This window comes from Streptococcus equinus (assembly GCF_049393805.1).
In the GTDB taxonomy this organism is placed as follows: domain Bacteria; phylum Bacillota; class Bacilli; order Lactobacillales; family Streptococcaceae; genus Streptococcus; species Streptococcus equinus.
Map to the genome: position 1 here is coordinate 466,923 of NZ_CP185763.1, position 26,342 is coordinate 493,264.

General features: G+C 37.4%; 31 protein-coding genes. 6 read left to right on the top strand and 25 right to left on the bottom strand.

Going from position 1 to position 26,342, the window contains the following annotated elements; all coding sequences use genetic code 11:
- Nucleotides 1-163 precede the first annotated feature (163 nt).
- The 4 genes from ACN0NP_RS02205 (at nt 164) to ACN0NP_RS02220 (ending at nt 2,419) form a co-directional block, all read left to right on the top strand.
- On the top strand, nt 164-598 hold the full coding sequence (locus ACN0NP_RS02205) for a MarR family winged helix-turn-helix transcriptional regulator (RefSeq protein ID WP_420543442.1): 435 nt from the start codon (nt 164-166) through the stop codon (nt 596-598).
- 97 nt (nt 599-695) lie between these two features.
- Nucleotides 696-1,133 carry a MarR family winged helix-turn-helix transcriptional regulator gene (locus ACN0NP_RS02210; protein ID WP_142349767.1) on the top strand — a complete coding sequence of 146 codons (438 nt, stop codon included), beginning with the start codon at nt 696-698 and terminating at the stop codon, nt 1,131-1,133.
- A 62-nt stretch (nt 1,134-1,195) separates the two neighbouring features.
- Nucleotides 1,196-1,651 (top strand): MarR family winged helix-turn-helix transcriptional regulator, encoded by a 456-nt coding sequence (locus ACN0NP_RS02215; RefSeq protein WP_423217471.1) that lies wholly within the window; start codon nt 1,196-1,198, stop codon nt 1,649-1,651.
- 90 nt (nt 1,652-1,741) lie between these two features.
- Nucleotides 1,742-2,419, top strand: a complete 678-nt coding sequence (locus ACN0NP_RS02220) for an NAD(P)H-dependent oxidoreductase (RefSeq protein WP_423217472.1) — start codon at nt 1,742-1,744, stop codon at nt 2,417-2,419.
- A 50-nt stretch (nt 2,420-2,469) separates the two neighbouring features.
- On the opposite strand, the gene ACN0NP_RS02225 is transcribed toward ACN0NP_RS02220, so the two are convergent.
- Nucleotides 2,470-3,816, bottom strand: coding sequence for a dihydrolipoyl dehydrogenase family protein (locus ACN0NP_RS02225; RefSeq protein WP_423217473.1), 1,347 nt, complete (start codon nt 3,814-3,816; stop codon nt 2,470-2,472).
- Between the two features lie 11 nt (nt 3,817-3,827).
- Nucleotides 3,828-4,274: a ferritin-like domain-containing protein gene (locus ACN0NP_RS02230; RefSeq protein ID WP_074629334.1), complete on the bottom strand. Its 447-nt coding sequence runs from the start codon at nt 4,272-4,274 to the stop codon at nt 3,828-3,830.
- A 132-nt stretch (nt 4,275-4,406) separates the two neighbouring features.
- On the opposite strand from ACN0NP_RS02230, the gene ACN0NP_RS02235 reads away from it, so the two are divergent.
- A complete protein-coding gene (locus tag ACN0NP_RS02235; protein WP_423217474.1) occupies nt 4,407-4,847 on the top strand; it encodes a MarR family winged helix-turn-helix transcriptional regulator in 441 nt (146 codons plus the stop codon).
- A 39-nt stretch (nt 4,848-4,886) separates the two neighbouring features.
- Here the strand turns inward: ACN0NP_RS02235 and smpB are convergent, their stop codons facing one another.
- The 22 genes from smpB to rplK all read right to left on the bottom strand — a co-directional run bounded on the left by smpB (nt 4,887) and on the right by rplK (nt 23,269).
- Nucleotides 4,887-5,354, bottom strand: coding sequence for an SsrA-binding protein SmpB (smpB, locus tag ACN0NP_RS02240; RefSeq protein WP_027968471.1), 468 nt, complete (start codon nt 5,352-5,354; stop codon nt 4,887-4,889).
- A gap of 43 nt (nt 5,355-5,397) precedes the next feature.
- Nucleotides 5,398-7,743, bottom strand: coding sequence for a ribonuclease R (gene rnr, locus ACN0NP_RS02245; RefSeq protein WP_423217475.1), 2,346 nt, complete (start codon nt 7,741-7,743; stop codon nt 5,398-5,400).
- A gap of 233 nt (nt 7,744-7,976) precedes the next feature.
- The gene (gene secG, locus ACN0NP_RS02250) at nt 7,977-8,213 is read right to left on the bottom strand and encodes a preprotein translocase subunit SecG (RefSeq protein WP_004232859.1); all 237 of its coding nucleotides are present in this window, start codon (nt 8,211-8,213) and stop codon (nt 7,977-7,979) included.
- Nucleotides 8,214-8,330: 117 nt separating this feature from the next.
- On the bottom strand, nt 8,331-8,477 hold the full coding sequence (gene rpmG / locus ACN0NP_RS02255; protein WP_074450694.1) for a 50S ribosomal protein L33: 147 nt from the start codon (nt 8,475-8,477) through the stop codon (nt 8,331-8,333).
- Entirely contained in the window at nt 8,474-9,595 is a 1,122-nt protein-coding gene (locus tag ACN0NP_RS02260) for a multidrug efflux MFS transporter (protein WP_033153717.1), read from the bottom strand. The genes rpmG and ACN0NP_RS02260 overlap by 4 nt, the downstream gene beginning before the upstream one ends.
- Before the next feature lie 215 nt (nt 9,596-9,810).
- Nucleotides 9,811-10,398: a dephospho-CoA kinase gene (gene coaE / locus ACN0NP_RS02265; RefSeq protein ID WP_049805833.1), complete on the bottom strand. Its 588-nt coding sequence runs from the start codon at nt 10,396-10,398 to the stop codon at nt 9,811-9,813.
- The gene (mutM, locus tag ACN0NP_RS02270; protein WP_423217476.1) at nt 10,395-11,216 is read right to left on the bottom strand and encodes a DNA-formamidopyrimidine glycosylase; all 822 of its coding nucleotides are present in this window, start codon (nt 11,214-11,216) and stop codon (nt 10,395-10,397) included. The genes coaE and mutM overlap by 4 nt, the downstream gene beginning before the upstream one ends.
- Nucleotides 11,217-11,590: 374 nt before the next feature.
- A complete protein-coding gene (gene era, locus ACN0NP_RS02275; RefSeq protein ID WP_024343708.1) occupies nt 11,591-12,487 on the bottom strand; it encodes a GTPase Era in 897 nt (298 codons plus the stop codon).
- A gap of 56 nt (nt 12,488-12,543) precedes the next feature.
- Nucleotides 12,544-12,954 carry a diacylglycerol kinase family protein gene (locus ACN0NP_RS02280; protein ID WP_004232870.1) on the bottom strand — a complete coding sequence of 137 codons (411 nt, stop codon included), beginning with the start codon at nt 12,952-12,954 and terminating at the stop codon, nt 12,544-12,546.
- Nucleotides 12,935-13,432, bottom strand: coding sequence for an rRNA maturation RNase YbeY (ybeY, locus tag ACN0NP_RS02285; protein ID WP_021142888.1), 498 nt, complete (start codon nt 13,430-13,432; stop codon nt 12,935-12,937). The genes ACN0NP_RS02280 and ybeY overlap by 20 nt, the downstream gene beginning before the upstream one ends.
- Before the next feature lie 159 nt (nt 13,433-13,591).
- Complete coding sequence (locus tag ACN0NP_RS02290; protein WP_243602718.1) at nt 13,592-15,820, bottom strand: starch-binding protein; 2,229 nt, start codon at nt 15,818-15,820, stop codon at nt 13,592-13,594.
- Between the two features lie 293 nt (nt 15,821-16,113).
- Entirely contained in the window at nt 16,114-16,644 is a 531-nt protein-coding gene (locus tag ACN0NP_RS02295; protein ID WP_423217477.1) for a GNAT family N-acetyltransferase, read from the bottom strand.
- Nucleotides 16,645-16,701: 57 nt separating this feature from the next.
- A complete protein-coding gene (locus ACN0NP_RS02300; RefSeq protein WP_423217478.1) occupies nt 16,702-16,917 on the bottom strand; it encodes a hypothetical protein in 216 nt (71 codons plus the stop codon).
- Nucleotides 16,918-17,088: 171 nt separating this feature from the next.
- A complete protein-coding gene (locus ACN0NP_RS02305) occupies nt 17,089-17,307 on the bottom strand; it encodes a hypothetical protein (RefSeq protein ID WP_423217479.1) in 219 nt (72 codons plus the stop codon).
- A gap of 166 nt (nt 17,308-17,473) precedes the next feature.
- Nucleotides 17,474-18,541 (bottom strand): PhoH family protein, encoded by a 1,068-nt coding sequence (locus ACN0NP_RS02310; protein WP_423217480.1) that lies wholly within the window; start codon nt 18,539-18,541, stop codon nt 17,474-17,476.
- A gap of 105 nt (nt 18,542-18,646) precedes the next feature.
- A complete protein-coding gene (locus ACN0NP_RS02315) occupies nt 18,647-18,862 on the bottom strand; it encodes a YozE family protein (protein ID WP_024343704.1) in 216 nt (71 codons plus the stop codon).
- A complete protein-coding gene (msrA, locus tag ACN0NP_RS02320; RefSeq protein WP_027968463.1) occupies nt 18,859-19,368 on the bottom strand; it encodes a peptide-methionine (S)-S-oxide reductase MsrA in 510 nt (169 codons plus the stop codon). Before msrA ends, ACN0NP_RS02315 begins: the two co-directional genes overlap by 4 nt.
- A gap of 159 nt (nt 19,369-19,527) precedes the next feature.
- A complete protein-coding gene (locus ACN0NP_RS02325; protein ID WP_074450698.1) occupies nt 19,528-20,394 on the bottom strand; it encodes a CvfB family protein in 867 nt (288 codons plus the stop codon).
- 53 nt (nt 20,395-20,447) lie between these two features.
- Nucleotides 20,448-21,005, bottom strand: coding sequence for a ribosome recycling factor (frr, locus tag ACN0NP_RS02330; RefSeq protein WP_004232884.1), 558 nt, complete (start codon nt 21,003-21,005; stop codon nt 20,448-20,450).
- A 52-nt stretch (nt 21,006-21,057) separates the two neighbouring features.
- Nucleotides 21,058-21,795, bottom strand: coding sequence for a UMP kinase (gene pyrH, locus ACN0NP_RS02335; protein ID WP_004232885.1), 738 nt, complete (start codon nt 21,793-21,795; stop codon nt 21,058-21,060).
- A gap of 203 nt (nt 21,796-21,998) precedes the next feature.
- Nucleotides 21,999-22,688 (bottom strand): 50S ribosomal protein L1, encoded by a 690-nt coding sequence (gene rplA, locus ACN0NP_RS02340; protein ID WP_004232886.1) that lies wholly within the window; start codon nt 22,686-22,688, stop codon nt 21,999-22,001.
- 155 nt (nt 22,689-22,843) lie between these two features.
- Nucleotides 22,844-23,269 (bottom strand): 50S ribosomal protein L11, encoded by a 426-nt coding sequence (rplK, locus tag ACN0NP_RS02345; RefSeq protein ID WP_004232887.1) that lies wholly within the window; start codon nt 23,267-23,269, stop codon nt 22,844-22,846.
- 278 nt (nt 23,270-23,547) lie between these two features.
- Between rplK and ACN0NP_RS02350 the strand changes: the two genes are divergently transcribed.
- Nucleotides 23,548-23,901: a DUF3397 domain-containing protein gene (locus ACN0NP_RS02350; RefSeq protein WP_027968461.1), complete on the top strand. Its 354-nt coding sequence runs from the start codon at nt 23,548-23,550 to the stop codon at nt 23,899-23,901.
- A 33-nt stretch (nt 23,902-23,934) separates the two neighbouring features.
- On the opposite strand, the gene ACN0NP_RS02355 is transcribed toward ACN0NP_RS02350, so the two are convergent.
- Nucleotides 23,935-26,337 (bottom strand): DNA translocase FtsK, encoded by a 2,403-nt coding sequence (locus ACN0NP_RS02355; protein WP_423217481.1) that lies wholly within the window; start codon nt 26,335-26,337, stop codon nt 23,935-23,937.
- Nucleotides 26,338-26,342 lie beyond the last annotated feature (5 nt).

Consider the following 26,342-nt stretch of genomic DNA (forward strand, 5'->3'; position numbering starts at 1 on the left):
AATTAGAAAACAAGCTTTCAAAAAAGGCTTGTTTTTTGATTTTTTACACAACAAACGTTTACATGACAGCATTTTAATATTTTGTTACCTGAGCATATTATTTGTTATCTTTTTCTAAGTTTGCTATCATAATTCCTATAATTAAATAATTAAGGAGAATTCGATGCCCAAAACTGTTCAAGAAATCCTTGATTCTCGACTCTTTTTCGCTATCAAAAAACTCAATCGTGCTCTTGATAAACTTTATGAAGAAGCCTTTCAGAAAGTCGGATTATCCCCTTCACAATCAAGTATTCTTATCATTTTAGAAATGGAAAACGGAAAACTCCATAAAGAGCTTGCTAAACTTCTTGGCGTTACAGCACCTACTCTAACAAAAATGATTGAAAAACTTGTACGTAAAGGGCTCGTTGAAATTATTTGCGAAGGTCGCACTAAACACGTCTATCTTACTGATAAAGGACGCAAAATCACTCCTCAAATCCGTCAAGCACACGCAGAAGTTCGACAACTCTTCAATAAAGCTGTCGAATATTATCCTGAAAATCTCGTTGGTGAAATAAATAAAATCACTCAACAACTAAAATATTGTGAGTAAGCTAAGCCGTCTTTCACGGCTTTTTATTATGGTCAATTTGTAAAGCTAGTGTAATTGTGTTAAGCTAAAAATTGCAGACATTTCAAAGGAGGTTACCGTGCCACAAGACATTCAAGAACTATTAAATATGGATTTCTATTTTTCTATCAAAAAACTTAACCGCATTTTAGAAAAAAAGACTGAAGAAACTTATCGCAAAATTGGCTTATCACACAGCTACGCTTTAACTCTTTTTATCTTGAGCCAAGAAGATGGAAAATGTTATAAAGAGCTCGCTGATATTCTCTGTATTACCGCTCCGTCTATGACAAAAATCATTGAAAAGCTGAAACACAGAGACTTAGTTTATCTTGTTCCAAACGGCCGTACAAAACATATCCACTTATCAGAAAAAGGAAAAGACCTTGCAGACGTCATTGCTGAAACATTTTTTAGCACACGACAAGAATTCATCAAACTAGCTGAAATTAATAATCTAAACGACATAAGCACCTTAAATACTCAGATTAACCAAATTACAAAAATGATTAACTAAACAACATTTAAAGCACAATAGTCAAGTTGCCATCTCCATATAACTATGCTAAGATAGTTTTTATGAATACACAACCTGAGGAAATTGTTTTATCAAAAAGCATCCAAGAAAGTTTGGATAGATGCTTATATTTTTCAATCAAAAGACTGGAAAGAACTCTTGATAAATACACTGAAGATGCTTTTCGAAAACTTGGAATGTCACATTCTTACGCCCTGGTTCTTTTTATTTTAAGTCAAGAAAATGGTAAACGTTGCAAAGACCTTGCAGAAATTCTTTGCATAGCACCTCCATCTCTCTCAAAAATTGTTACTAAACTTGCTCAACAAGAATTGGTCACAATTACAAAAGATGGTCGTATAAAACATATTTATATTACCGATAAAGGAAGAGAACTTGTCCCTGAATTTTTACAAATTTTCAATGAGACACGAGAAAAATTTATGGAAATGAACCAAGATTATAATCTCAGTGGCTTTATCAAAGATGTCAATTATTTAAGAGAAAATATCAAGTAAACAAAGATTCGGTTCTTTGTTTTTTTGGTTTCTAAAATTAGCAAAAACAATGTGAAAATGCTATCATAGAAAGAAAACTAGGAGGCTGATATGACTAAAGAAGCTATCAAAAAACAAGTCCTCGATGCCTTTGAACATCGAGTTGCCGTTCGTGTTTATAATGACAGTGATATTTCACATGATGATATGGAATACATTCTTGATACCGCTTGGCTAAGTCCTTCTTCAATTGGGCTAGAAGCTTGGCGCTTTATCGTTCTCGACCGAAAGCACATTGCTAAACTTCGTGACGATTTAAAAGCCGTTGCTTGGGGTGCACAACCTCAACTTGATACAGCCAGTCATTTTGTCCTTCTTATCGCTGAGAAGAATGCTCGTTACGATTCAGAGTCAGTAAAAGACAGTCTTGTTCGTCGTGGCCTTGGTGAAGGCGATGCTCTTAATAGTCGCTTGGCAACCTACGAATCATTTCAAAAAAATGATATGAAAACGGCAGATAATCCTCGTGCATTATTTGACTGGACTGCTAAACAAACTTACATCGCCCTTGGAAATATGATGACAGCAGCTAGCATGATTGGTATCGACTCTTGTCCAATCGAAGGGTTCAATTATGATAAAGTTGATCATATTCTAGCAAAAGCTGGTCTTATCAATCCTGACAAAGAAGGCATTACCAGCATGGTTTCGTTTGGTTATCGACTTCGCGACCCTAAACACCCACGCTCACGCAAACCTCGTGAAAATGTCATTACTTGGGCTGACTAATCCTAAAAAACCTTGAACAGTTCGTTCAAGTTTTTTGTGTTATTTTGCTATTAAATCAATGCCATCATAACAGCGTTAATCAAACCGTTTGTTGTGCCAGGAAAAGCAAAAATCATTTGGCTTAGGTCTAGTGCTGTCATTCTTTGGTTAATCATCAAAGTGATAAGGTTAATCATTTCGCCGGCTTCATTTCCTAGAAGACTAGCTCCGACCAATTCTTTATTTTGGTTAACGATAAGTGTGATGTGCGCTTCGTCTTCCAATTTAGTCTGGAATTTCAATTGTTGTCCAAATGGCACTTCAACTACACGATAATTGTCATTATCACGAGCTTCTTCAACTGTCACACCAACTTGCGCAATACGTGGGAATGTGAAGACAAGATTTGGCACTGCTGGATAGTTGATTGGTTCTTTGTTCAATCCAAGAATGAATGCTGCAATATAATCTGATTCAAAGCTTGCTGTCGGTGTCAAACGAGGAATTGTTTTGTCAACCACATCTCCGCTAGCAAAGATATTTGAAACTGAAGTTTGCATGTATTGATTAACCACGATACCTGAACGGTTAAATTCGATACCTAGTTCTTCCAAGCCAAGATTTTCAACATTTGAAATACGACCAGTTGCATCAAGAACATAATCTGTTTCAACAACCAAACCTTGTGCTGTTGTCACACGGAAGCCATCTGCCACTTGTTCTACTTTTTCAACTGCTTGACTAAAGTGGAAGTTAACCCCTTCTGCCTGCATCTTAGCAACAACTGTCTCAACATAGTTTTCTTGGTAAGCAGCCAAAGCTCTGTCAGCGAATTCGATAATGTGAACTTCTGAACCAAGTTTTGCAGCCATTGTCGCAAATTCCATTGAGATAATACCTGCACCAACAAAAGTAATACGTTTTGGCATGTCATCTAAGTCAAGGAAGTCACGGCTATCATGAAGAAGTTCTTTACCTTCAATATCCAAACGAGATGGACGTTGACCTGTACCGATTACGATATAATCACTTGTAACATTTTCACCGTCAACACTAACAGTGTGAGCATCAACTAATTTTCCGTAACCTTTTAGAAGGTTGATGTTTAATTGAGCAAACATGCCTTCCATAAGCGGTGCATATGTAGGAATTTCTGTCTTTTTAAACGCCATGAGTTTTTGCCAGTTAACTTCTGTGTTACCTGTGATACCAACTTTTTCGTAGCGAGACAAGCCATCAACAAATTCAAATGGACTGTCTAGTAAGAATTTTGCGTTGCAGCCGTAGTTTGTACAAGTTCCTGCTGTCACATCTTTTTCAACAATCGCTACTTTTTTTCCTGCGCGTGCCAAAGTCACTGCAGCGTGCCAGTTAGCATGTCCTGAACCAATAAAAAGAATATCGTAATCGTAAGCCATTTTTTATCTCCTTAAAGTTGTTGTGTTAACCAATTTTGATAGCCAATAAAATCAATCAAATCAAGTTGCTGTTGTGTCCATTGCAAATCATCATCTTCGTCTTTGTAATACCCTTTAAGCAAATCATATGTCACAAAGTCCTCAGACACGGCTTTAATCAATGGGCTCAAATCTTTTAAGCCATTTTTTGAAATCTCTAAATCTTGTCTGAGCCATTCAAGTGCTGTCGTTGGAACTTCAAATGCTTCTTGGCTTTGATAAGAAATGTTACCACCTAAATCCAAAATACGATTAAAGACTTGCTTAGCAAAGTCACGTTCTTCTTCAGCGTGGCTTTGGTATTTGTCAGCTAGTTTTGAAAAACCTTGTGCTGCAAATTGTAGAGCAACTAACTGGTGTTTGTTAGCCTGACTTAAAATACCATTACCAACATTTTGTAAAATATCAATAGTGTTCATATTTTTCTCCTTTCTTTTTCAATCGTGCGCGATTGAATATAGTTTACTACTAAACTTTTGAGTTGTCAATTTTTTACTTTTACTTTTTTCTATGTTATGATAAATGCAATTACTGACAGAGAAAGAGGACTTATGACTGCAGAACATCCAAAACTCACTAATCAACTCTGTTTTGCCATTTACAACGCTAACAGACTATTTAATCAATTTTATAAACAAAAACTAGCTCCATTTGATTTAACCTATACACAATACATCGTTCTTTTGGCACTCTGGGAGACTGATGAGCTTCCTTTACACGAGCTTGGAAAAAAACTTGACCTTGCTAGTAATACGCTGACTCCTCTTTTAAAACGTTTGGAGGAAAAGGGGTATTTGACTCGTATTCGACCAAAAGAAGACCAACGTCAACTGATTGTTGCGCTGACTAAAGCTGGAAAATCCCTACAAGCTGATGTCGAACAAGAACTTCATTCTTGTTTGGGAGATTTCACCCCTGCTTCAACCGATAAAATTCATCAAATGATTTCTGATAATCAAGAATTAATTGATGAGCTCAAAAAATTGCTTTAATCACAAAAAAAGTTTGGATTTCTCCAAACTCTTTTTTTATTATCTTGCATTGAAATTTTTCATTTGACGTTTGATGTCACGGTCTTGTTCACGGCGTTTGATTGTCTCACGTTTGTCATAATCGTGTTTACCTTTTGCCACACCAAGTAAGACCTTAGCAAAGCCATTTTTCAAATAAACTTTTAGTGGAACAAGTGTCATACCAGTCCCTTTTAGTTCATTTGACAATTTTTCAATTTCGCGTTTCTTAAGCAATAGTTTTCGTGTGCGCTCAGGCTCTTGGTTCCAAATGTTTCCTTGCTCAAATGGAGAAATGTGGACATTAATCAACCAAGCTTCTCCGTTTTTGATTTGAGCATAGCCGTCTTTTAATTGGATACGCGCTGCACGAACACTCTTAATTTCAGTTCCTGTTAGAACAATACCTGCTTCGATTGTATCAACAATATTATAGTCATGGCGTGCTTTTTTATTTTGAGCTACGACATTTCCTTCACCTTTTGGCATGTTATGCTACCTCTCTTCTGTCGATATTTGGGTTAGGCATTATTTATTTTTTTGATTTGTGTGATTTTTTCTTAGCAACTTCTTTGTAGAAAGGTTTCTTTCCTGACTTTTTAGAAGAACCTTTTGAGGATTTACGATTTCGTGTTTTATTTGACTTGTGGTCTTTTTTACGGTCTTTGTGACTGTCTGATTTAGAACGACGATTGTCTTTGCCAGAACGGTCTTTACGTGATTTTTTAACTTTTTCAATCACATCGTAATCACTTGGAATGTATTCGAAATCAATATCACCAGTTTCCTTGTCAGCACGTGTCAATTTAATCTTGATTTGTTGACCAACACGGAAGACTTTACCTGATTTTTCACCTTGAAGTGTCAAAGTACGTTCGTTGTAGTTGTAAAACTCAGGAAGAGTTGTGATGTGTACAAGACCTTCGATTGTATTTGGCAATTCGATAAACATACCAAATTTTACGACGCTAGCCACCACACCGTCAAATTCTTGCCCGACATATTCTTCCATGTACTCAGCTTTCTTCATAGCTTCAACAACACGTTCAGCATCGATTGCACGACGTTCAAGTGTTGAAGATGATGTAGCTAATTCAGGAATAGCATTTCTGAAGTGTTCGATTTTCTCATCAGTCACTTGTGTATATTCGCGAATCATGCGGTGTACAAGAAGGTCAGGATAACGACGGATTGGACTTGTAAAGTGAGTATAGTACTCTGCAGCCAAACCATAGTGGCCATGATTGTGCTCAGAATAACGCGCTTGTTGCATTGAACGAAGAAGCATCATATTAAGTACTTCTGCGCCTGGTTTTCCTTCAACTTTTGCCATAAAATCTTGAAGAGCTTGTTGGCTGATTTTATTAGCTGTACCGTTGATTTGCACACCAAAGATGCTTGCGTAATCAAGGAATTTTTGCAATTTTTCAGCTTTAGGGTCTTCGTGAATACGATAGATAAATGGCAATTTGCGTTTAGCAAAGTGTTCTGCGACGGTTTCATTAGCCGCCAACATGAATGACTCAATCATACGCTCTGCAATACCACGTTCACGAATAACGATATCGACTGGCATCCCTTTGTCATTAACGATGATTTTAGCCTCGCTAGTATCAAAATTAAGAGCCCCACGACGCACGCGCATTTTTTCTAGAATATTGTGAAGCGCAGCCATGTGGTGAATTGATTCAACGATTGGTTGGTATTTTTCGATTAACTCTTGGTCACCAGCGATAATGTCATTAACATCGCTATAAGTCATACGGAAAGTTGTCTTGATGACTGATTGACAGATTTGGTGGTTAACCACACGACCATTACGGTCAATTTCCATCAAACATGATTGTGTCAAACGATCAACATTTGGGTTCAATGAACAAATACCATTTGACAAGCGTTCTGGAAGCATTGGTACCACACGGTCAGTCACATAAACAGATGTCCCACGCGCTACTGCCTCACGGTTCAAAGCAGAGCCTTCAGTAACGTAGTATGAAACGTCAGCGATGTGAACACCAAGTTCAAAATTACCATTGTCGAGCAGTTTGATATGAACAGCGTCGTCCAAGTCTTTGGCATCAGCACCATCGATAGTAAATGTGATTTCATTTCGTAAGTCGACACGACCAATCATGTCTTTTTCAGACGGTGCATCTGGCACAGCATTAGCTTCTGCCATAACATCTTCTGGAAATTCTGACTTGATATCCATTGATTCAAGAACTTCAAGAACATCGATACCAACATCACCTTGGTGACCAACAATATCTCGAACGTGACCGACAAAGTAATCGTGACCGCGCGTTGGGTATTTATCAATATCAACTTTGATGATTTCAGTTCCATCAAGAACAACTGGTTCTTTTTTGATGTAAATCTTTTGTTGGATTTTTTGGTTTTTAGACTTGATGTAACCAGCGTATTTTGGCTTTTCATCGTCTAAGATAAATTTACCAACAACTGTTTTCAAACTACGTTCGACAATACCAACGATACGTACTTCGGCTGCAGTACCTTTAAGACGGTTTGCTGGCTTTTTAATAACCGCTTCAACGGTATCTCCGTCAACGGCATGACCAACATCATTACGTCCAACAAACATATCGTCTTCGTCTTCATCAACAGACAAGAAACCAAATCCTGCTTTGTTAGCACGAAATACACCAGTAACAGTGATTTCTTTTTTCTTGTCAACTTTTTTACGAAGTGCTAAATTTCCGTTATCATCAAAGCGGAGTTCCCCGTTACTTTCAAGTTGTGAAATTTCTTTAATGAGCTCTGGAAATTTTTCAGCACCAGTCATCTCAAGACCAGCTGCCAAATCATTAATATTAACTTTTCCATGCTCTTTTAAATAAGCAATAATTTTTTCATTCATAATTGTGATTTATCAGCAGCTTTTTATAAAAAACTGCTTTATTCTATCCTCTCGTTTTCTAGCTTTATGGAAGTTGTGAAAAGTCACTGAATCTCAAATTCCAATCCACTATCGGACAGACTCCTCACTACTTAATAATAAAAAATGAGCTGAATGACCAGCCCATGAATTTTCGTACAAAATTCAAGATGCGCAGCCAACGTAAGCTAGTAAGCAGCTTCGTCAGTTGCTATCTATTTACTTGATAAAATTGCTAGCGCTAAAGCAATTGCTAGCCAAAAGAATACTAGAACTGCTGTAAAACGTTGCATAAACGCTTCGAAGCCACGCGCTTTAGTACGTTCAAATAAAGCTTCTGAACCGCTGTTATCAAATACGTTGCTACTTGGATTTTTCTGTGGTTGCAAAAAGATGGCAATCACGATAATAACAGATAATACCAGCAAAATTGTCAGTAGTACATTGTACATATGTTTCACTAAGAACGCGTCAGAAGGTCTCAAAATGAGAAATTTTTAACTACCAGTCCTTCTGGGTTCTATTTCCTTTCCTACACTATGGTCTTGATTATTCTATCATAATTATCCCTAAGATTCAACATGTAAGGTTACTTTTCGCTCTTTAGGACAATATTTCAAAACCTGTATTTTATCAGGATGAGTTGCTTTATTTTTACTTGTCAAATAATTCTTGCTGCCGCAACTACTGCATTTCAAATTAATCTTTACTCTCACACGATTTCCTTAACTTTTAAATATTTTCTAAAACTGATAAGGCTCCATACAAAGTTTACAAAAACGATAAGACTTGTCACGTAGAACACTGAACGGTATCCCATTCCTGTCGCGATAGCTGAACCAACAAACGGTCCAACGACTTGTCCGATATTCATAAACATTTGATTATAGCTAAAGATACGTGAAATACCTTCTCGTGGGGTAATTTTGGTAAGGAGTGAATTGACACTTGGCATGAGCGCACCAGTACCAAAACCATACAAGAATCGAACGATTCCCAACTCCAGAGAGTTTCGCGCAAGCGCACATAAAACATACATGCTAAAACTATAAAATAGAGCGATTAAAAGTAGTCTATGATTACCTATTCTATCACCAATTTTACCAAGAGTCGAGCTCGATAACATACTTGAAAATCCTAGTGCAGACACAATCAAACCTGATACAAACATCAAATTCTCAGTTTGACCGAGATTTCGAATGTACAACGTCAAGATTGGGGCAATTGATTGTGCTGAGACTTGAATAATCATGCTTGTCACAAACAATCCAATGAGGATTTGTTTATCCTTGATTGAAGAAAATACTTCACGAGTCGACATAGCATTTGCTTTTTCTACTGGTTTAAAATCTTCTTTGATTAAAAAGACGGTTAACAAATTACAAATCAATAGAATAAAACCAACTAGTAGAAATACTTGTCGAATTCCTAGCCATTCAGCCAAGACACCACCTAAAAGTGGACCAATTAGACTTCCTCCAATCATCCCAGTTGCTAGCGTCCCAAGCGCATAACCTGAACGATTTTTAGGAGCTTGACTAGCAATCAAGGCTGTTGAATTGGGAATGTATCCTGAAAATAGCCCATTTAATAGCCTCAGTGCTAAAAGCCAAAAGACATTAGGAACAAAAGCCAAACCACCCATTGTAAACGTCATTACCAAACTCGCTCTAACCATCATCGGTTTTCTACCATAACGGTCTGCTAGCCGCCCCCAAACTGGAGCAATGAGAGCAGAAGCAAGTGCTGATAATGATACCGCTAAACCAGCGTACCACTCAACTTTACTTTTAGGAGCACCTAGTTCTTCAACATACAAAGCCATAAAAGGCATAACAAGTGAAAAGCTTGCCCCAGTAAAAAAGTTACCAAGCCAAGCTACTCGCAAATTTTGTTTCCAATTAACTTCGTTACTTATGATTGTTCACCTTCTTTTCAAAAAAACGTCAATAAGATTATTATATCACATTCAAAAGCTTTTGCTAGAATCCTGATTCGATAAACGTTTTCGAAAAAAATAAGCACCTGTTATTCACAGGTACTTCATTCTTACAATTCTGCAAGTAACTCTGCTACTTTTTTCTTTAGGGTCGCAATATCACCACTATTATCCAAAAGTTTATCAGCAAAAGTTTTTTTAGCTTCTGTCGACATTTGGCTTGCAATACGCTTTTGAGCTTCTTCTCTTGTCAGGTGATTTCGAAGCACCAAACGTTCAAGTTGAGTTTTCTCATCAATGAAAACTAACCAAATGTCATCAAACCAATCCACATAATCACGCTCAATCAAAAGTGGAATATCCATGAAGAAAACCTCTTGAGACTTAGCTAACTCATCTCTTCTGCGAGCCAACTCTTGTCTAATGATTCCATTTTGGATTTGAGATGATTTAGCAAGCATTTCTTTACTTGCAAAAATCATCTGTCCAAGTTTTTGACGATCAAGTTCACCATCTAGTTTTAAAATGCCATCACCAAGCCAATCCAGCAATGCTTGATACAGCTTGCCACCTTTTGCTTGAAGTTCGTGAACGACTTGGTCAGCATCAATCACTTGGTAGCCATGTTTTCTGACTTCATCAACCACTGTTGATTTTCCAGAAGCAATTCCACCTGTTATTCCAATAATTTTTGTCATTGTTTTTGACAAGCAGGACAAAAATGCGTCCCGCGACCTCCTACTTTTATTTTCTCAATTGGTGTGGCACAGCGAGGACAAGGCTCACCAGTTTTTCCGTACACTTGCAGAAAGTCTTGCATACTACCATTTTCACCAAGAGCATTTTGGTAGGTACGAATTGTCGAGCCACCCTTAACAATCCCAAGTTGCAAAATGCGGATAATACTATCACGTAGCAGACTAATTTCTGAGTCTAACAGACTATCACTTGTTCGTTTAGGATGAATCTTGGCAGCCCACAACGCCTCATCCACATAAATATTGCCAAGCCCAACAACCAAGGTCTGGTCCAATAAATAAGGCTTTATGACCTTTTTTGAAGCCTTCAACTGCTTAGCAAATGTTGCTAAGTCAAAATCTGTCTCAGTCGGTTCAGGACCAAGTTTTCTTTGACGAAAATAATCAGCTACTTGTTCTTTGTCAAGCAAATCCATGGTTCCAAATTTACGAACATCTTGATAAACCAAGGTTGACCCATTATCAAGTTTAAAGAAAGTATGAAAATGCTTATTCTCAGGCACTTCATCCTCAAAAAGCAAGTACTTTCCTTCCATCCGCAAGTGGGAAATAATCACTTGTCTATCAAGATTTAACAGCAAATATTTTCCACGTCTACCAATTGATTGGAAAGTTTGTCCAATAATATCCGTCTCAAAAGCTGTCAAGTCTGTCTTAATCATTTTAGGAACACGAACATCAATTGAGACAATCTTTCGTCCCACAATCAAACGCTCAAGCCCACGTCTAACAGTCTCAACCTCAGGCAATTCAGGCATTCTTCTGATACAAAGGACGTTAAAAGGCAAAGTAAAATTAGGAGACTGAAATAAAAATATTCAGCTTCTTTGTAATAATTACAAAACGCAGTGGTTGAGTGAATTCTAATGCGCTGATAAATCAGCTTTTATAACCCTACTCACTTCCATCTATTTTACACAGCCTTTCGTCCGTGTTCAAAGCAACACGAACGTGTCCTTCTCCTTTCTAAATAAGTTTTATAGGAATTTTGACAATGGTGATAAACACCTAGTCGCCATTTATCTTTTTTCAAAGAGTCGTAGGCGGGTTCCAGCCACCACCTGTGGCTTTTCCTTTCTCCTATTTTTAAAAGAGGAGGTGCTTAAACGACACCTCCTGATTAAATGAACTATTAATACTCTTTCTCGTTATAACCAAAGTCAGCGAGGTCAAGTTTTTTATCGCGCCAATTTTTCTTAACTTTAACCCAAGTTTCAAGATAAACCTTGTCACCAAGCATAATTTCGATATCACGGCGAGCCATTTTACCAATTTTCTTAAGCATAGCACCTTTTTTACCGATGATAATACCTTTTTGGCTATCACGTTCAACCATAATTGTCGCACGAATGTGAACTTTATCTGTTTCTGGGTCACGTTTCATTGAATCAACGATAACTGCAACAGAGTGTGGCACTTCTTGTTCGGTCAACTTCAAGATTTTTTCACGAATCATTTCTGATACCAAGAAACGTTCTGGGTGGTCAGTGATTTGGTCTTCTGGGAAATATTGGAAACCTTCTTCCAAATTATCTTTTAAGATATTAAGTAAAGTTTCAACATTGTTTCCTTGAAGAGCTGAGATTGGCACAATTTCTTTGAAATCCATTTGACTACGGAAATCATCAATTTGTTCCAAAAGTTGGTCTGGGTGAACTTTATCGATTTTGTTGATAACCAAAATAACTGGAATTTTGGCAGCTTTCAAACGTTCGATAATCATGTCATCACCTTTACCGCGTTTTTCGTCAGCTGGCACCATGAAAAGCACTGTTTCTACTTCACGAAGTGTGCTGTAAGCAGACTCAACCATGAAATCGCCAAGTGCTGTTTTTGGTTTGTGAATACCTGGTGTGTCGATAAAGACGATTTGTTCGGTATCAGTTGTGTAGATACCCATAATTTTATTACGAGTTGTTTGAGCTTTGTCGCTCATGATAGCAATTTTTTGCCCCATCACGTGGTTCAAGAATGTTGATTTACCAACGTTTGGGCGACCCAAAATCGCTACAAAACCTGATTTAAACATAAGATATAAAGGACGTCAAGCGCCCCTACTCCTTTCAATTTCCTGTAAAAATAATGTTAGTGACTTCCAAAAATCAAAGCAATAATTTTTGGCACAAAAATAATCAATCCTGTCACCACAGCATAAGCAGATACTACTAACACAGCTCCTGCTGCCATGTCTTTTGCATTTTTTGCTAGCATTGAAAAGTGATAATCACTAGCAAGGTCTACCACATTTTCAATCGCAGAATTAATCATTTCCAAAGTAATGACTAAAAAGATGGCTAAAAATAAGAATAACCATTCCATCGCCGATAAACGAAAAACAGCTCCTGCTAAAGTCGCTAAAATAGCTGATACCATGTGTTTTCGCATATTTCGTTCTTCCTTGAATGCTGTAATAATCCCAGTTATAGCAAATTCCATACTCGACATCAAGGTGCGATTTTTCCACTTTTTAGGTGAATTATTGTCTCTTAAGTCCATAGGCAGTCAAAATTTCTTCTTGTAAAGTAAACATTTCTTTTTCTTCTTCAGGTGTATAGTGGTCATAACCATTAATGTGTAAGAAACCATGCACCGCTAAGAAGCCCATTTCACGTTCAAAAGAATGACCGTACTCTTCTGCTTGTTCACGCGCTTTATCAACTGAAATAAAGAGTTCACCGATATAAGCATCAAATTCATCTAGCATTTCAGCCAATTCAGGATTTTCAGCCAAATCTTCTTCTGAGAATGACAAATCTGATTCAGGTTTATATTCTAAACTGATGACGTCAGTTGGACGGTCAGTATCACGATATTCCAAATTCAATTCATGACTGCGTTCATTTGTTACAAAAGTCACAGCCATTTCTTTATTTTCTTTACCAGTCTTTTCAGCAGCAAATTGTAATAAATCCAAAGTTTGGTTTTTGATTTCTTCTGAAACTTGACCAGTTTCATCTATCATTTCAACGTACATATAAATCTTCTTTCAAATCTAATTATATCAAGCATATTATACCATATTACAGATAACAGCGCCATTTTAGCCTCTAAGAAAGTTTTTGAGTACAAAAAGAAGTAGCCTGAGGGAAAAGCTACTTCTTAGGGAAAGGAGTTAGAATTGAGATAAGGACAATTATTTTAGCCCATCTTTATTATAGTTTCCAGATTTTACAAGGTTAAATCCTTCACTATAAGGAAATTGGTTGCTTGTTCCAGGTTGATTAAAGATGATTTTTGCATTTACATCAGCATATTCTTCTGGGAGATCGAGGTAGAAATTGCCAGCATCATCTTTAGTCATTTGTGTTCCTGGCCATACACCTAGAGGATATTGAACAGGATTTCCATAGTAGAGGTAAGCATTCGCACTATCCCAACCACCAGGGTTATCAAAGGTTACACGAGTTTTTCCTGCTGGAACATCAGGCATCAAGCCAGCTTTTGAGTACAAGCCTTCTGCTTTGAAATCAAAGCCTTCATTTTGTGGATATTGTGAGCCTTGATTATTTGTGAAGATAACTTTCACACCTTCTTCAGCATATGAAGCAGGAACTGTGATTGAATAGCGACCTGATGCTTCTTTAGTCATCTTAGTTCCAGGCCATGCGCCAAGAAGTTTATTATCTTTTGCTGAATACATGTAAGCATAAACATCTGACCAGTTATCTGGGTTTTGGAAGTAAATGTTAGTCTCAGCACTTGGGTCTTTCATTGTGAAAGTGTATGTTTTCGTTGTTGATTGACCGTCAGCTCCTGTTGCAGTCAATGTTAGAGTAGTTGATTGACCAGCTTCAAGTCCTTCACCAACAGTGACTTTATCACCGTCTTTATAAGCTACCTCTTGACCATTACCAAGTTTGTAAGTCGCAGAGTCAGCATTTTTAGCTTTCAATGTTACTTCTGTGGCTTTAGAAATGCTATTGTCGCCTTCTTTGTAACCATCAACTGAAACTTGAGCTGCTTGGCTAGCTTGGTCATCATACAAAACAACGGCTGAGCGTGATGGAACGCTACCTGTAATACGACCATTTGAAACATTAAATTGTCGACCAGAAACCTTGTCAGTGTATGTACCATCAGCCAAATTAGTTTCAGAATTAATTTGTTTGTCGCCATCAACAAGGTTCACAATAACCGCACCTTTTGTGCCACGTTCAATCATCGCAACTTGTTCATCACCACCAGGATTACGAAGGTATTCTGATTCTCCAACCATGGCATTATGGAATTTATTAACAGCAGTCACTGTCGCGTCTTTGTAAAGATTACTACCTGCATCACCAATTTGTGATTGACCTGGGAATCGTGTGCCATTACCACCACCGACTGGACGTGAGAAGAACAACGGTGTTCCTTTAGCGCGAGCTGTAATCATAGCCCATCCAAGACGAATATCACTATCATTCATCCAAGTTGATTCTTGGTCATCATTTGCATAATTGTCATGTGATTCTACCCAGGTAACAAGATTTGCTGCATCAACGCCTGAAACTTGATAATTCATCAAATTGCCTGCTGAGATATGACGGTCTTTTAGCGCTGAACGGATTTTTTGACCGTAATTTGAAGCAGTGATACTCATCAACTTACCGTAGCCAGCATCATTTGAAACATCATCCTGCAAAATTTCTCCGTACTGGAACTCAGAACCGTTGTTCAAAATAACATTCCAGAAGTTACTGCCGTATTCACCTGGCAATTCAATGTGTTTTGCAGCATCGTAACGGAAACCATCCGCACCATCAGCTACTGCTTGTTTCAAATAACTCAACAAATATTGTTGGACATATTCATTTTGAGTATTCCAATCATAAAGTGTAAGAAGTGCATTTTGAGTAACATCGTAGCGATTATGCCAATTAGAAATGAGAGTATTTCCGTGTGTCCAGTTAGGGATGTTTTTGATTTCTTGACTGATTTGATTGTAATCTGAAGTTGTGTGGTTTAAGACGGCATCTACAATAATTTTAATGCCATATTGGTCAGCCACACGATTCATTTCTTTAAATTCTTCTTCAGTACCTAATTGATAGTTACCGATTTTATAAATAGTTGGTTGGTATTGATAATACCAATTTTTTAAACTCTTATTTCCGCCTTCGCCAGCTACAACAGTGTTGATTGGGGACGTTTGAACACTTGTGTAACCAGCGTCTTTAATGGCTTGCATATTATCTTTAATGGTATTGAAAGACCAGCACCACGCATGAAGTATAGTACCATCTTTCATTGACACTTGTTCATCTGCATTAACAACTTTGACTTGAACTAAGCCGCCAGCACCAATAGCTGTTAAAATAAGCAATGAACCTAGACTTTTTTTCATCTTCTTTTTCAAATTTACTTTATTCTGAAATGTCATGGATAATCTCCTAAAAAGATAAATTAAAATACGCAACCGTTTTCATTGAACTGTAAAAAATAAGCCAGAACGATGTGCGAAACCTGCCCAATCAATCACATACTGTTCTGCTAATTCTGAAATAACACTGCTATTATGATTAACGTATAAGCTGTCCTCCTAAACACTCTTTTTGTTTTGCAATCGGTTGCATATTCAATAAAAGTATAACATATTTTTATGAAAACGCAAACAAATAATGACAATTTTTTGATAATTTAATCGAGAATGTGGTAAAAATTTTAAAACTAAAATTATTTTTTAATTTGAAAATGTTGAAAAGTCACCCATTTTCCATTAAATTGTTTTGCGTTCGGGATACACTCTACTTCCACCATGCCGATTTTACTCAATACTCGCGCCGAAGCTGGATTTTCAACAGCACAATAGCCATTAACTTCTTTTAGCCCTAAAACTTCAAAACAAAAGTCGACAATTTTTTGACTAACTTCAGTCGCAAAACCTTGTCCCCAAAAACTTTTGTTGATGATATAACCAATTTCTGCACTGATACCATCAGACCAATTCATAATATCAATTGTACCGATGAATTCAGATGTTTCTTTTAAAACAATGCCATATCTGCCAAGAGGATTTCTTAAATAAACATCCTCAATCACTCTTTTAGTTTCTTCAATACTTTGGTTAGCTGGAAAGTCCCATCTAGTATTTTCGGTATCTGACGTATAAGCAAACATAGCCTCGGCATCTGCCATTGTTACTGGACGAAGCAACAAGCGCTTTGTCTTAAGCACTCTATGTTCTTTTAATTGTTCTTCTAACATCTTTTCTTCCTCAAACTCTATTAAAAAAGCGACCTAAAACAGGTCAACTTAGTTATCTTACTTTTCTTTTGGACTCACCATCTCTTCATCAATATGAGTTATCAAATCTTGAAAATCACTAGCCAAATGTTTAGCTTGATCTCCTAGATTTTTTAAAACATCGGCTTCAATTTCAGAATCCAAAGTCTTCAAATCGCCTTCTAGTCTTTCAGCTTGACTGTTGAGCATTTCACTCATCTTAGTCAACTTTTCAAGTGACGCACGATCACACATAAATCTCCTCCTAGTATTTTTTTCAGATAAGACTTGTACTTTTTTGGAAACTTTTTGGAACTTTCAGGTACAATGTCTATATTTATTTTACCTAAAAAAGAGAATTTTACTAGTTTTTTTAGATAATCTGGCATTCCTGTCCAAAAAATCCTAGAATCCTATCAATTTTAACTAAATTTTCTTAGGAGTCATGTAAGACAACAAAGTTTGAAATTCACAAGCTAAGTCTTTGAATTCCTCTCCAAATGTGGCAAAAAACTCTGAGCAATTTTCTTGATTAGATGAAGAATACTGATCAATCAGTTTAAACTTTTGATCCAATTCTTCAGCCTGTTTTGACAATTGACTACTCATTTCTGATAAATTCTCAATCAATTCACGATTATCCATAAAACTTCTCCTTTGATGTGCTTTAACCTATTTCTATCCCTGAAAATATCATGAAAAATTTTAGTATATTTTATTTTACACTAAAAAGCCACCTTAATAGAGAATTCGCAGATATGAAAATCATTTTTTAATCAAAAAAGCCACACCTTGGTGTGACATGAAAATATTATTTTTCTTCTTTGGTGCTAGCTGGTTGACCAATAGTTTCATAGCTTGCAAAGCCTGATTCTGTAGCAGCTTCTGCAATTTTTTCAGTTGAATGGTGACCTTGCTTTCTTTCAGCATCTTTTTCATAAGCATTGATAATTTCAGCAACTACTGGGTGACGAACCACGTCACTTGCTGAGAAATGAACAAAATCAATTTGCTTAATGTGTTTCAATTTTTCAGTAGCATCAATAAGACCTGACTTAACTTTCTTAGGTAGGTCAATCTGGCTTGTATCACCATTGATAATCATTTTAGAGTTGAAACCAAGACGTGTCAAAAACATTTTCATTTGCATGATTGTTGTATTTTGTGCTTCATCCAAAATCACAAAAGCATCATCAAGTGTTCGACCACGCATGTAAGCAAGCGGAGCAATTTCAATAATATCTCGCTCCATCAAGCGTGTTGTTTGCTCTTTTCCTAAAATTTGGTAAAGTGCATCGTAAACTGGACGAAGATATGGATCAACTTTTTCTTTTAAGTCACCTGGCAAGAATCCTAGACTTTCACCCGCTTCGACTGCTGGTCGTGTCAAAATGATACGTTTAACTTGACCACGTTTTAAAGCCGTTACTGCCAAAGTAACCGCAAGGAAGGTTTTACCAGTACCAGCTGGTCCAATACCAAAGACCACATCATGTGATTTGACACTGTCCGCATAAACTTTTTGTCCAAGTGTTTTTACACGAATCGGTTTTCCAGAATTATCTTTAATGATTTCTTCTTCATAAAGGGCAACAAATTTGTCAATAGAGCCATTTTGTGCCATAGAAAGAGCCGTTACCACATCAGATGTATTAACTAACATGCCACGAGAAACCAAAACTAACAAAGCTTGAATCGTTACACGAGCTAACTCGACGCTTTCTTTATCATCTCCCAAAATCTGTACACGCTCTGTGCGGGCATGAATAATCACACCAAGATTTTCTTCAATTAATTTCAAATGGCGCTCATTTGAGCCAAACAGCGCTAGCACATCATCAGGATGATTTAAAGTAATTTCAACAGAATGCTCTTGCAAATAGAGTCCCTCTTTCTTGTGTTTGATAAGCCTATTATAGCTTATTTAAAGCAAAAAATCACGACTTACCGTGATTTCCTTTATGATCTAAAAAATCCATTATGCTTAGTGAGCAAGATAATCTTCCCAAATTTTGTCAAATTCGCTAAGATTAAACGCAAAATCAGCCTCATCTTCTAGATAGCGACTAATCGTTTCAAAATTATCGGTGTGTTTTGGAAATGTTGTATCTTCAAAAACAAGATCTGCTAAAATCGCTACTGGCTCATGACTTTTAGGATTACGCTGCGTCATTAACCATGTATAAAATGATTTTCTCATTGCCAATTCTCCTCTAAAAATGCATGTCTGATAGCACTACTTTTTGCATAGTGCTCAGGATTTTTCTTATAAAAACCTTGATGATACTCCTCAGCTAGATAAAATGGCTGTACTGGTTCGATAGCAGTCACAATTGGGTCTGTAAAGCGTCCTGAAGCTTGCAAGGCAGCTTTTGAAGCTTCCGCAATTTCCTTTTGACGTTCATCACTGTAAAAAATCACAGGACGATAATTGTCACCACGGTCTTCAAATTGACCAAAAGCATCCGTTGGATCTGTCTGAGCCCAGTAAAGTTCAACTAAGTCAGCATAAGAAACTTTTTCCTCATCAAAAATAATCTCTACTGCTTCTGTGTGCCCAGTCTCATGAGCCTTAACTTGCTCATAAGTCGGATTTTCAACATGCCCACCAGTATAACCAGAACGAACTGACAAAATACCATCTAATTCCTCAAATGGTTGCACCATGCACCAAAAACAACCACCCGCAAAAATCGCACGTTCCATTGCTAACCTCCAAAATGATAGTGAGTCTATTATAACAAAAAAATATTTTTTTGTACGAGACAGAAAACTAAAAAACGAGTTATTTCCGACGAACATTTTTGTATGAACTTAAAAGAAAAAGACCGCAGCTAGTTAAAACATAGCTGCAATCTCTTTAGTTTATTTCTCGTTATCAATCAATTCTGTACCGAATTGGTCTTGTTTTACTTTGCGGGCTTTCATCAAACCGCCAAGCGCTTTTTTGAATTGACCTTTAGAAATACCAAAAGTAGCTTTGATATCTGCTGGAGATGATTTATCATTCAATGTCATGAAACCACCATTTGACTGAAGATAAGTCAAAATCATTTGTGAGTCATTTTCAAGCATTTCAAATGAACGAGGTTTCAACGACAAATTGAGCGTGCGGTCAACTTCGCGGAACCCAATCACTCGAGCTGTTACTTCTTCACCAAGACGTGGCTCAGCATAACGTTCACTTGGGTGAATGAATCCAAGCATGTTATTATCTGGGAGATAGACAAATGTTCCTGATAATTTCAAACGATAGACAATGGCACGCAATTTTTCATTTTGCATGTTATTGTAGGCAGGACCAGCCATTTTTTGGAAAATTTCTGGTTGAGCTGGGATAGCCCAAATGCGGTCTTTTTTGTCTACGTCAAGGTGAACATAGAGTTTGTCACCTTTTTTAGGCCAAAGTTCTTTCAAATCAGGCAAAACATCGAGTGACACAACGAATTGTTTGTCAGCAAGACCAGTATCCAAAAAGACTCCTAAGTCGCGACGAACTTCTGTTACAACTCCCCAACCATAACTTGTACGAGTTGTAGCAACCTCTGCAGTTGTCAAACGAGCTTTTTGATGCATATCTGTGTAGGCAAAACCTTTGACCATATCACCAATCTTATGTTCACCTTCAGCTTTATCAAGCATGAAAGTCACACCGTCTTTTTGTACAAAATATGCTTTTGCATTTTCATCAATCACAAGACCTGTGATGACAGTGGCAAGTAAATTATTCATGTATTCTTTCCTTTATAAAAGGGGGTGGAAAGTCCACCCCCAAACCTTATTGATTAGACTTCAAGCAATTCTTTTTCTTTGTTAGCTGTCATTGTATCAATGTGTTTAACAGCTTCGTCAGTTGCTTTTTGAATGTCTTTTTCAAGAACTTTCAATTCGTCTTCAGTGATTTCTTTAGCTTTTTCTTGTTTTTTAGCTTCGTCCATAGCATCACGACGGATGTTACGGATAGCAACTTTAGCATTTTCACCAACTTTTTTAACGTCTTTAGCAAGAGCTTTACGAGTTTCTTCTGTAAGAGCTGGGATAACCAAGCGAATTACTGAACCATCGTTAGCTGGATTAATACCAAGATCTGAAGCGTTGATAGCGTGTTCGATATCTTTCAAAGATGATTTATCAAATGGAGAAATCAAAAGAACACGTGCTTCTGGAACTGTGATAGAAGCCAATTGGTTAAGTGGTGTCATTGCTCCATAGTATTCTACTTGAATGCGGTCCAAAAGTGATGCATTTGCACGACCTGCACGAATTGAAGCAAATTCACGTGCTAATGAACTGTGTGATTGCTCAAAGCGTTCTTTAGCTTTTTCGATAATAGCATTAGCCATAGATTTTATTAATCCTCATTTCTTGTTTTTTGGGAAATAGCAGAGCTGACAATTAGTTGTCGTGGTGTTCAGCTTTATTTGAAACAGTTGTTCCGATTGCTTCACCAAAGACAACACGTTTAATATTACCAGCTTGGTTCATGTTGAAGACAACCAAATCAATATCGTTGTCCATTGAAAGAGTAGATGCAGTTGCGTCCATGATTTTAAGACCACGTTTGATAACTTCACCGTGAGTCAATTCATCAAATTTAACGGCGTTAGCATCTTTCTTAGGATCGGCGTTATAAACACCGTCAACACCATTTTTAGCCATCAAGATAGCTTCGGCGTCAATTTCAGCAGCACGAAGAGCAGCTGTTGTATCAGTTGAGAAGTAAGGTGAGCCGATACCAGCAGCAAAGATAACAATGCGACCTTTTTCAAGGTGACGAAGAGCACGACCACGGATGTATGGTTCTGCAACGTTTTGCATTGGAATTGATGTTTGAACACGAGTGTCAACACCATTTTGTTGAAGGCTATCAGCCATAACAAGAGCGTTCATCACTGTTCCAAGCATACCAGTGTAGTCTGCCTGAACACGATCCATACCAGCTGCAGCAGCTGGTTCACCGCGCCAAAGGTTTCCACCACCGATAACCAAAGCAATTTCGACACCTGAACTATGTACTTCAGCAATTTCTTTTGCGATAGTTTTAACAGTTTTAATGTCGATTCCGACACCTTTTTCACCAGCTAACGCTTCACCAGATAATTTAATTAAAATACGTTTATACTTAGGTTCCACTTCAAGTTACTCCTTCTTTTATCTTTACTATTTTAACATAAAATGCCTGTTTTACCTAGCAAAATCCGCGGAATTTTAAAAGATTACAGCCAAGCACTTTATGACTTTAAAACTGATAAATAATTTCCCTTTTTTCCTATAAAATTAATCACACAGCCCATAAAAAAATCCGTTTCAAAGAAACGGATTCTTTAATGTATCAATTAGAATGAGCTTGGATCTACTTTGATACCTACACCTTGTGTAGTAGTGATTGACAAGTTAGTCATGTAAGTACCTTTAGCAGTAGCTGGTTTAGATTTAACCATAACTTCGTGGATAGCTTTGAAGTTTTCAACCAATTTGTCTGCGTCGAATGATACTTTACCGATGATAGCTTGTACGTTACCTGCTTTGTCAGCACGGTAAGTGATTTTACCACCTTTAGATTCTTCAACTGCTTTAGCAACGTCCATAGTTACTGTACCAGTTTTAGGGTTTGGCATAAGGTTACGAGGTCCAAGGACACGTCCAAGACGTCCAACGATAGCCATCATGTCTGGTGTAGCGATAACTACGTCAAAGTCAAGCCAACCGTCGTTGATTTTAGCAACAAGATCGTCTTCACCAACGAAGTCTGCACCAGCAGCTTTAGCTTCTTCAGCTTTAGCACCACGTGCGAATACAAGAACACGTTGTGTTTTACCAGTACCGTTTGGCAATACCATTGCACCACGGATTTGTTGGTCTGCTTTACGAACGTCAATGTTAAGTTTGTATGCAACTTCTACAGATGCATCAAATTTTGCGAAGTTTGTTTCTTTTGCAAGAGCTACAGCTTCTTCTACGCTGTAAGCTTTAGTGCTGTCGATTTTTTCAAGTGCAGCACGCATTTGTTTGCTTTTTTTAGCCATTTAAAATTCTCCTTGTAATGTGGTCATATCGATTTGATTTAAAATCTCCCACGTCACTCATCAAATTACGATGAAGTCTTGCGGGTCTAGCGTGAATTAATCTCAATGGTACAGTGTGTTTACCTCAATTAATCCACTAATTGGGTTGCTATTGATTAGTCAACAACAGTGAATCCCATAGAACGAGCAGTACCTTCAATCATACGCATTGCAGATTCAACATTTGCAGCGTTTAAGTCTGGCATTTTAGTTTCAGCAATTTCTTGTACTTGTGCACGAGTAACTGTTGCAACTTTAGTTGTGTTAGGTGTACCTGAACCTTTTTCAACACCTGCAGCTTTTTTCAAAAGAATTGAAGCTGGTGGAGTTTTAGTTACAAAATCAAATGATTTATCTTCGTATACTGAGATAACAACTGGGATGATCATACCAGCTTGATCAGCTGTACGAGCGTTGAATTCTTTAGTGAATCCCATGATGTTGATACCTGCTTGACCAAGAGCTGGTCCAACTGGTGGAGCTGGTGTAGCTTTACCAGCAGGAATTTGAAGTTTAACAACTTTTTCGACTTTTTTAGCCATTTATAAAATCCTCCTGTTGTGGTTTTGGCGGTAATTAAGATTTTTACCTCCCACAGATATGCTCAATAGCATACCCATACATTATACATTAATTTAGGGAAAAATCAAGGAATTTGCATCAAATATTTCCTAAAAAAATGCTTTATTTTCAAGTTTTATTTCACTTTTTAAAAGCAAGCACTTTCAACATTTTTGATTTCATAATTTTTGAAAAGTATTTTTTAAGAATAACCTTCTAATTATTTACTTCTTCAAACTTTCAGTATAAAATATAAGACATGATGATGTACAAATTATTTTCCTTTTCTTTTATTTTTCTGACACCGATTTTTGCGTATATTCTGGTTAATTTTTTCAATTTAAAACGCTTTGGCATTCTCTTTACCGACCTTGCTTTTCCACTTTTTGCGTTTGAGATTGCTTTGGTCGTTAATAAATTTTTAGATAGCAGTGTCTTTTTTTACTACTTAATCTGTCTATCTCTTTTGGCACTTAGTTTAACCGCATTTTTCTTAAAGAAAAACCACTCATTTTCTTACCGACGCTTTGGTAAATTTTTCTGGCGTTCTGGTTTTATCGTTACATTTATTTTTTATATTGTTGTAGTCATATTGATTTTTACGATGGCATAGAAAAAACGTTAGTCTTCTGACTAACGTTTTTTATTATGCTTCTGGATTTGGATTGGTCATTAGGACTTTACGTGGTTTTGTTCCTTCGGCTGGTCCGATAACTCCTGCTGCTTCTAGTTCATCCATCAAGCGGGTTGCGCGATTAAAGCCGACTGACAAACGACGTTGGAGCATTGAGGCACTTGCCTTTTGAGTTTCAAGAACCAAAGCTTTAGCATCTTCAAAGAGCGGGTCACCTTCTTGCGAAGCACCGCCTCCACCTGATTTCAAATCAGATTCAGACACTTCACCTGGATCAAAACTATCATCGTAATCTGCGTCAGCTTGATTTTTGATAAAGCCAACAATACGTTCAACATCATCATCTGATATAAATGAACCTTGCAAACGAACAGGGTGATTTTCATCAATTGGTTTAAAGAGCATATCACCACGTCCAAGAAGTTTTTCAGCACCATTTTCATCTAAAATCGTACGACTATCAGTTCCTGATGATACGGCAAAGGCTACACGTGATGGCACATTTGCCTTAATCAAACCGCTGATGACATCTACAGATGGACGTTGTGTAGCAAGAATCATGTGAATACCTGCTGCACGCGCTTTTTGTCCCAAACGAATAATCGCATCTTCCACTTCTTTGCTGGCAACCATCATCAAGTCAGCAAGTTCATCGACGATAACCACAATCAGTGGCAACGGGATTTGTTTTTGCTCTGACTGTGCATTAAATTCTTCAACCTTGGCATTGTATCCTGCGATATTTCGCACACCAAAATGACTGAAGAGTTCGTAACGATTTTCCATCTCATCAACCACTTTTTGAAGAGCACGCGCTGCTTTTCGTGGATTTGTCACTACTGGAATCAAAAGATGTGGAATGTCGTTATAAACTGACAACTCAACCATCTTAGGGTCAATCATCATGAATTTGACTTGGTCTGGACGAGCTTTCATCAAAATACTTGCGATAATTCCGTTAACAGCAACGGATTTACCTGAACCAGTTGAACCTGCTACAAGCAAGTGAGGCATGCGAGCTAGGTCAAAGGTACGGGCAGTTCCGTTAACAGCCTTACCAAGCGGAACTTCAAGAAGTTTATTTGGGTCAGTATCTGCTTGTTCCCAAAGTTCACGGAAAGTGACTGTGGCAATCTCTGAGTTAGGTACCTCGATACCTACCAAAGATTTACCTGGAATCGGTGCTTCAATACGGACATCTTTTGCAGCAAGCGCAAGGGCTAAATCGTCTGCCAAGTTTGAAATACGGTTAACACGCACACCAACTGCGGGTTTAACTTCATATTTTGTGACTGATGGACCAATTTCAGCACGTTCAACTTTAACATCAATACCAAAACTGTTGAAAGTATCTTCTAAAACCTTGATATTCTTACGAACCAGATTTTTTTCTTTTGATTGATTTTTAGGTTTATCTGGTGCAAAAAGGTCGATTGTCGGCAACTTGTAAAGAAGATTTGCTTTGGCTGAGAAATCAACATCTAACGGCTCATTGTCATCTTCTTCATCAAGCATTGCTTGCTCAGCTGGCGTAATCTCAGATTTTTCATCATCAAGTGCTGGTACATCAAGGTCATCAAGTGACTGATTATAAGCAAGAATCTCAGGTTCACTTGCTTCTGGTTCTGCTGGAAGATTTTCAAATAATGAAGCTTCGTTGTCGTCAGGTCCATCAAGAATTTCACCAGTTTCCTCATCAACAGTCAATTGAGCCAAACGTTCTTCTTCCTCTTTTTGAGACTGTTCTTGACGTTTTTGTTCAGCAAGCGCACGTTTTTCCTCACGTTTGACAAAGCGTTTTTGCTTTCTAATTTCATTTTTCGCAGCCCATTCTTGAGATTTTTCTTTAAAGAAATCAACCAAGTCATAGACTTCCCACGGGCTCATCAAAAATAATCCTAAAACGATGAACAATCCACCAATCAAAAATGTCCCAATATTTGAGAAAAGAAAGGCTACCGGTTTATAAAGAAGAGCACCAAGCATCCCTCCGCCAGCAAATGTTGTCACTTTAAACCTGATTAAGTCATTGTAAATCAAGCCAGCTGTGGTCGAGAAAATCTCCTTATCACGGAATTTTGCCAGTGAGAAAAGATAGGCATGCCATTCAAGCAAAAGCCCAATCATCGTCACAACAAAACCACCAATAAGTCCAGTTTGCTTATGAAGCCACTTGAATCCGATAAAATATATAAGAACCGCAAACATCAGCACGTAAGCTAAACTACCTACTACAAATCGGACAATATTATAGACAGTTATCCCAAAAATTCCCAAGCGAGCAATTGCAAAGAAAAAAATAACTGCAGTAATAATCGCCATGATGAAGCGTTCCATTGCTTTTTGTCTTTTTATTTCTGCTTTTGTCGGGCGTCTCGTACGACGTCCTTTTTTTCTACTTTTTGTTTTTGCCATACGAA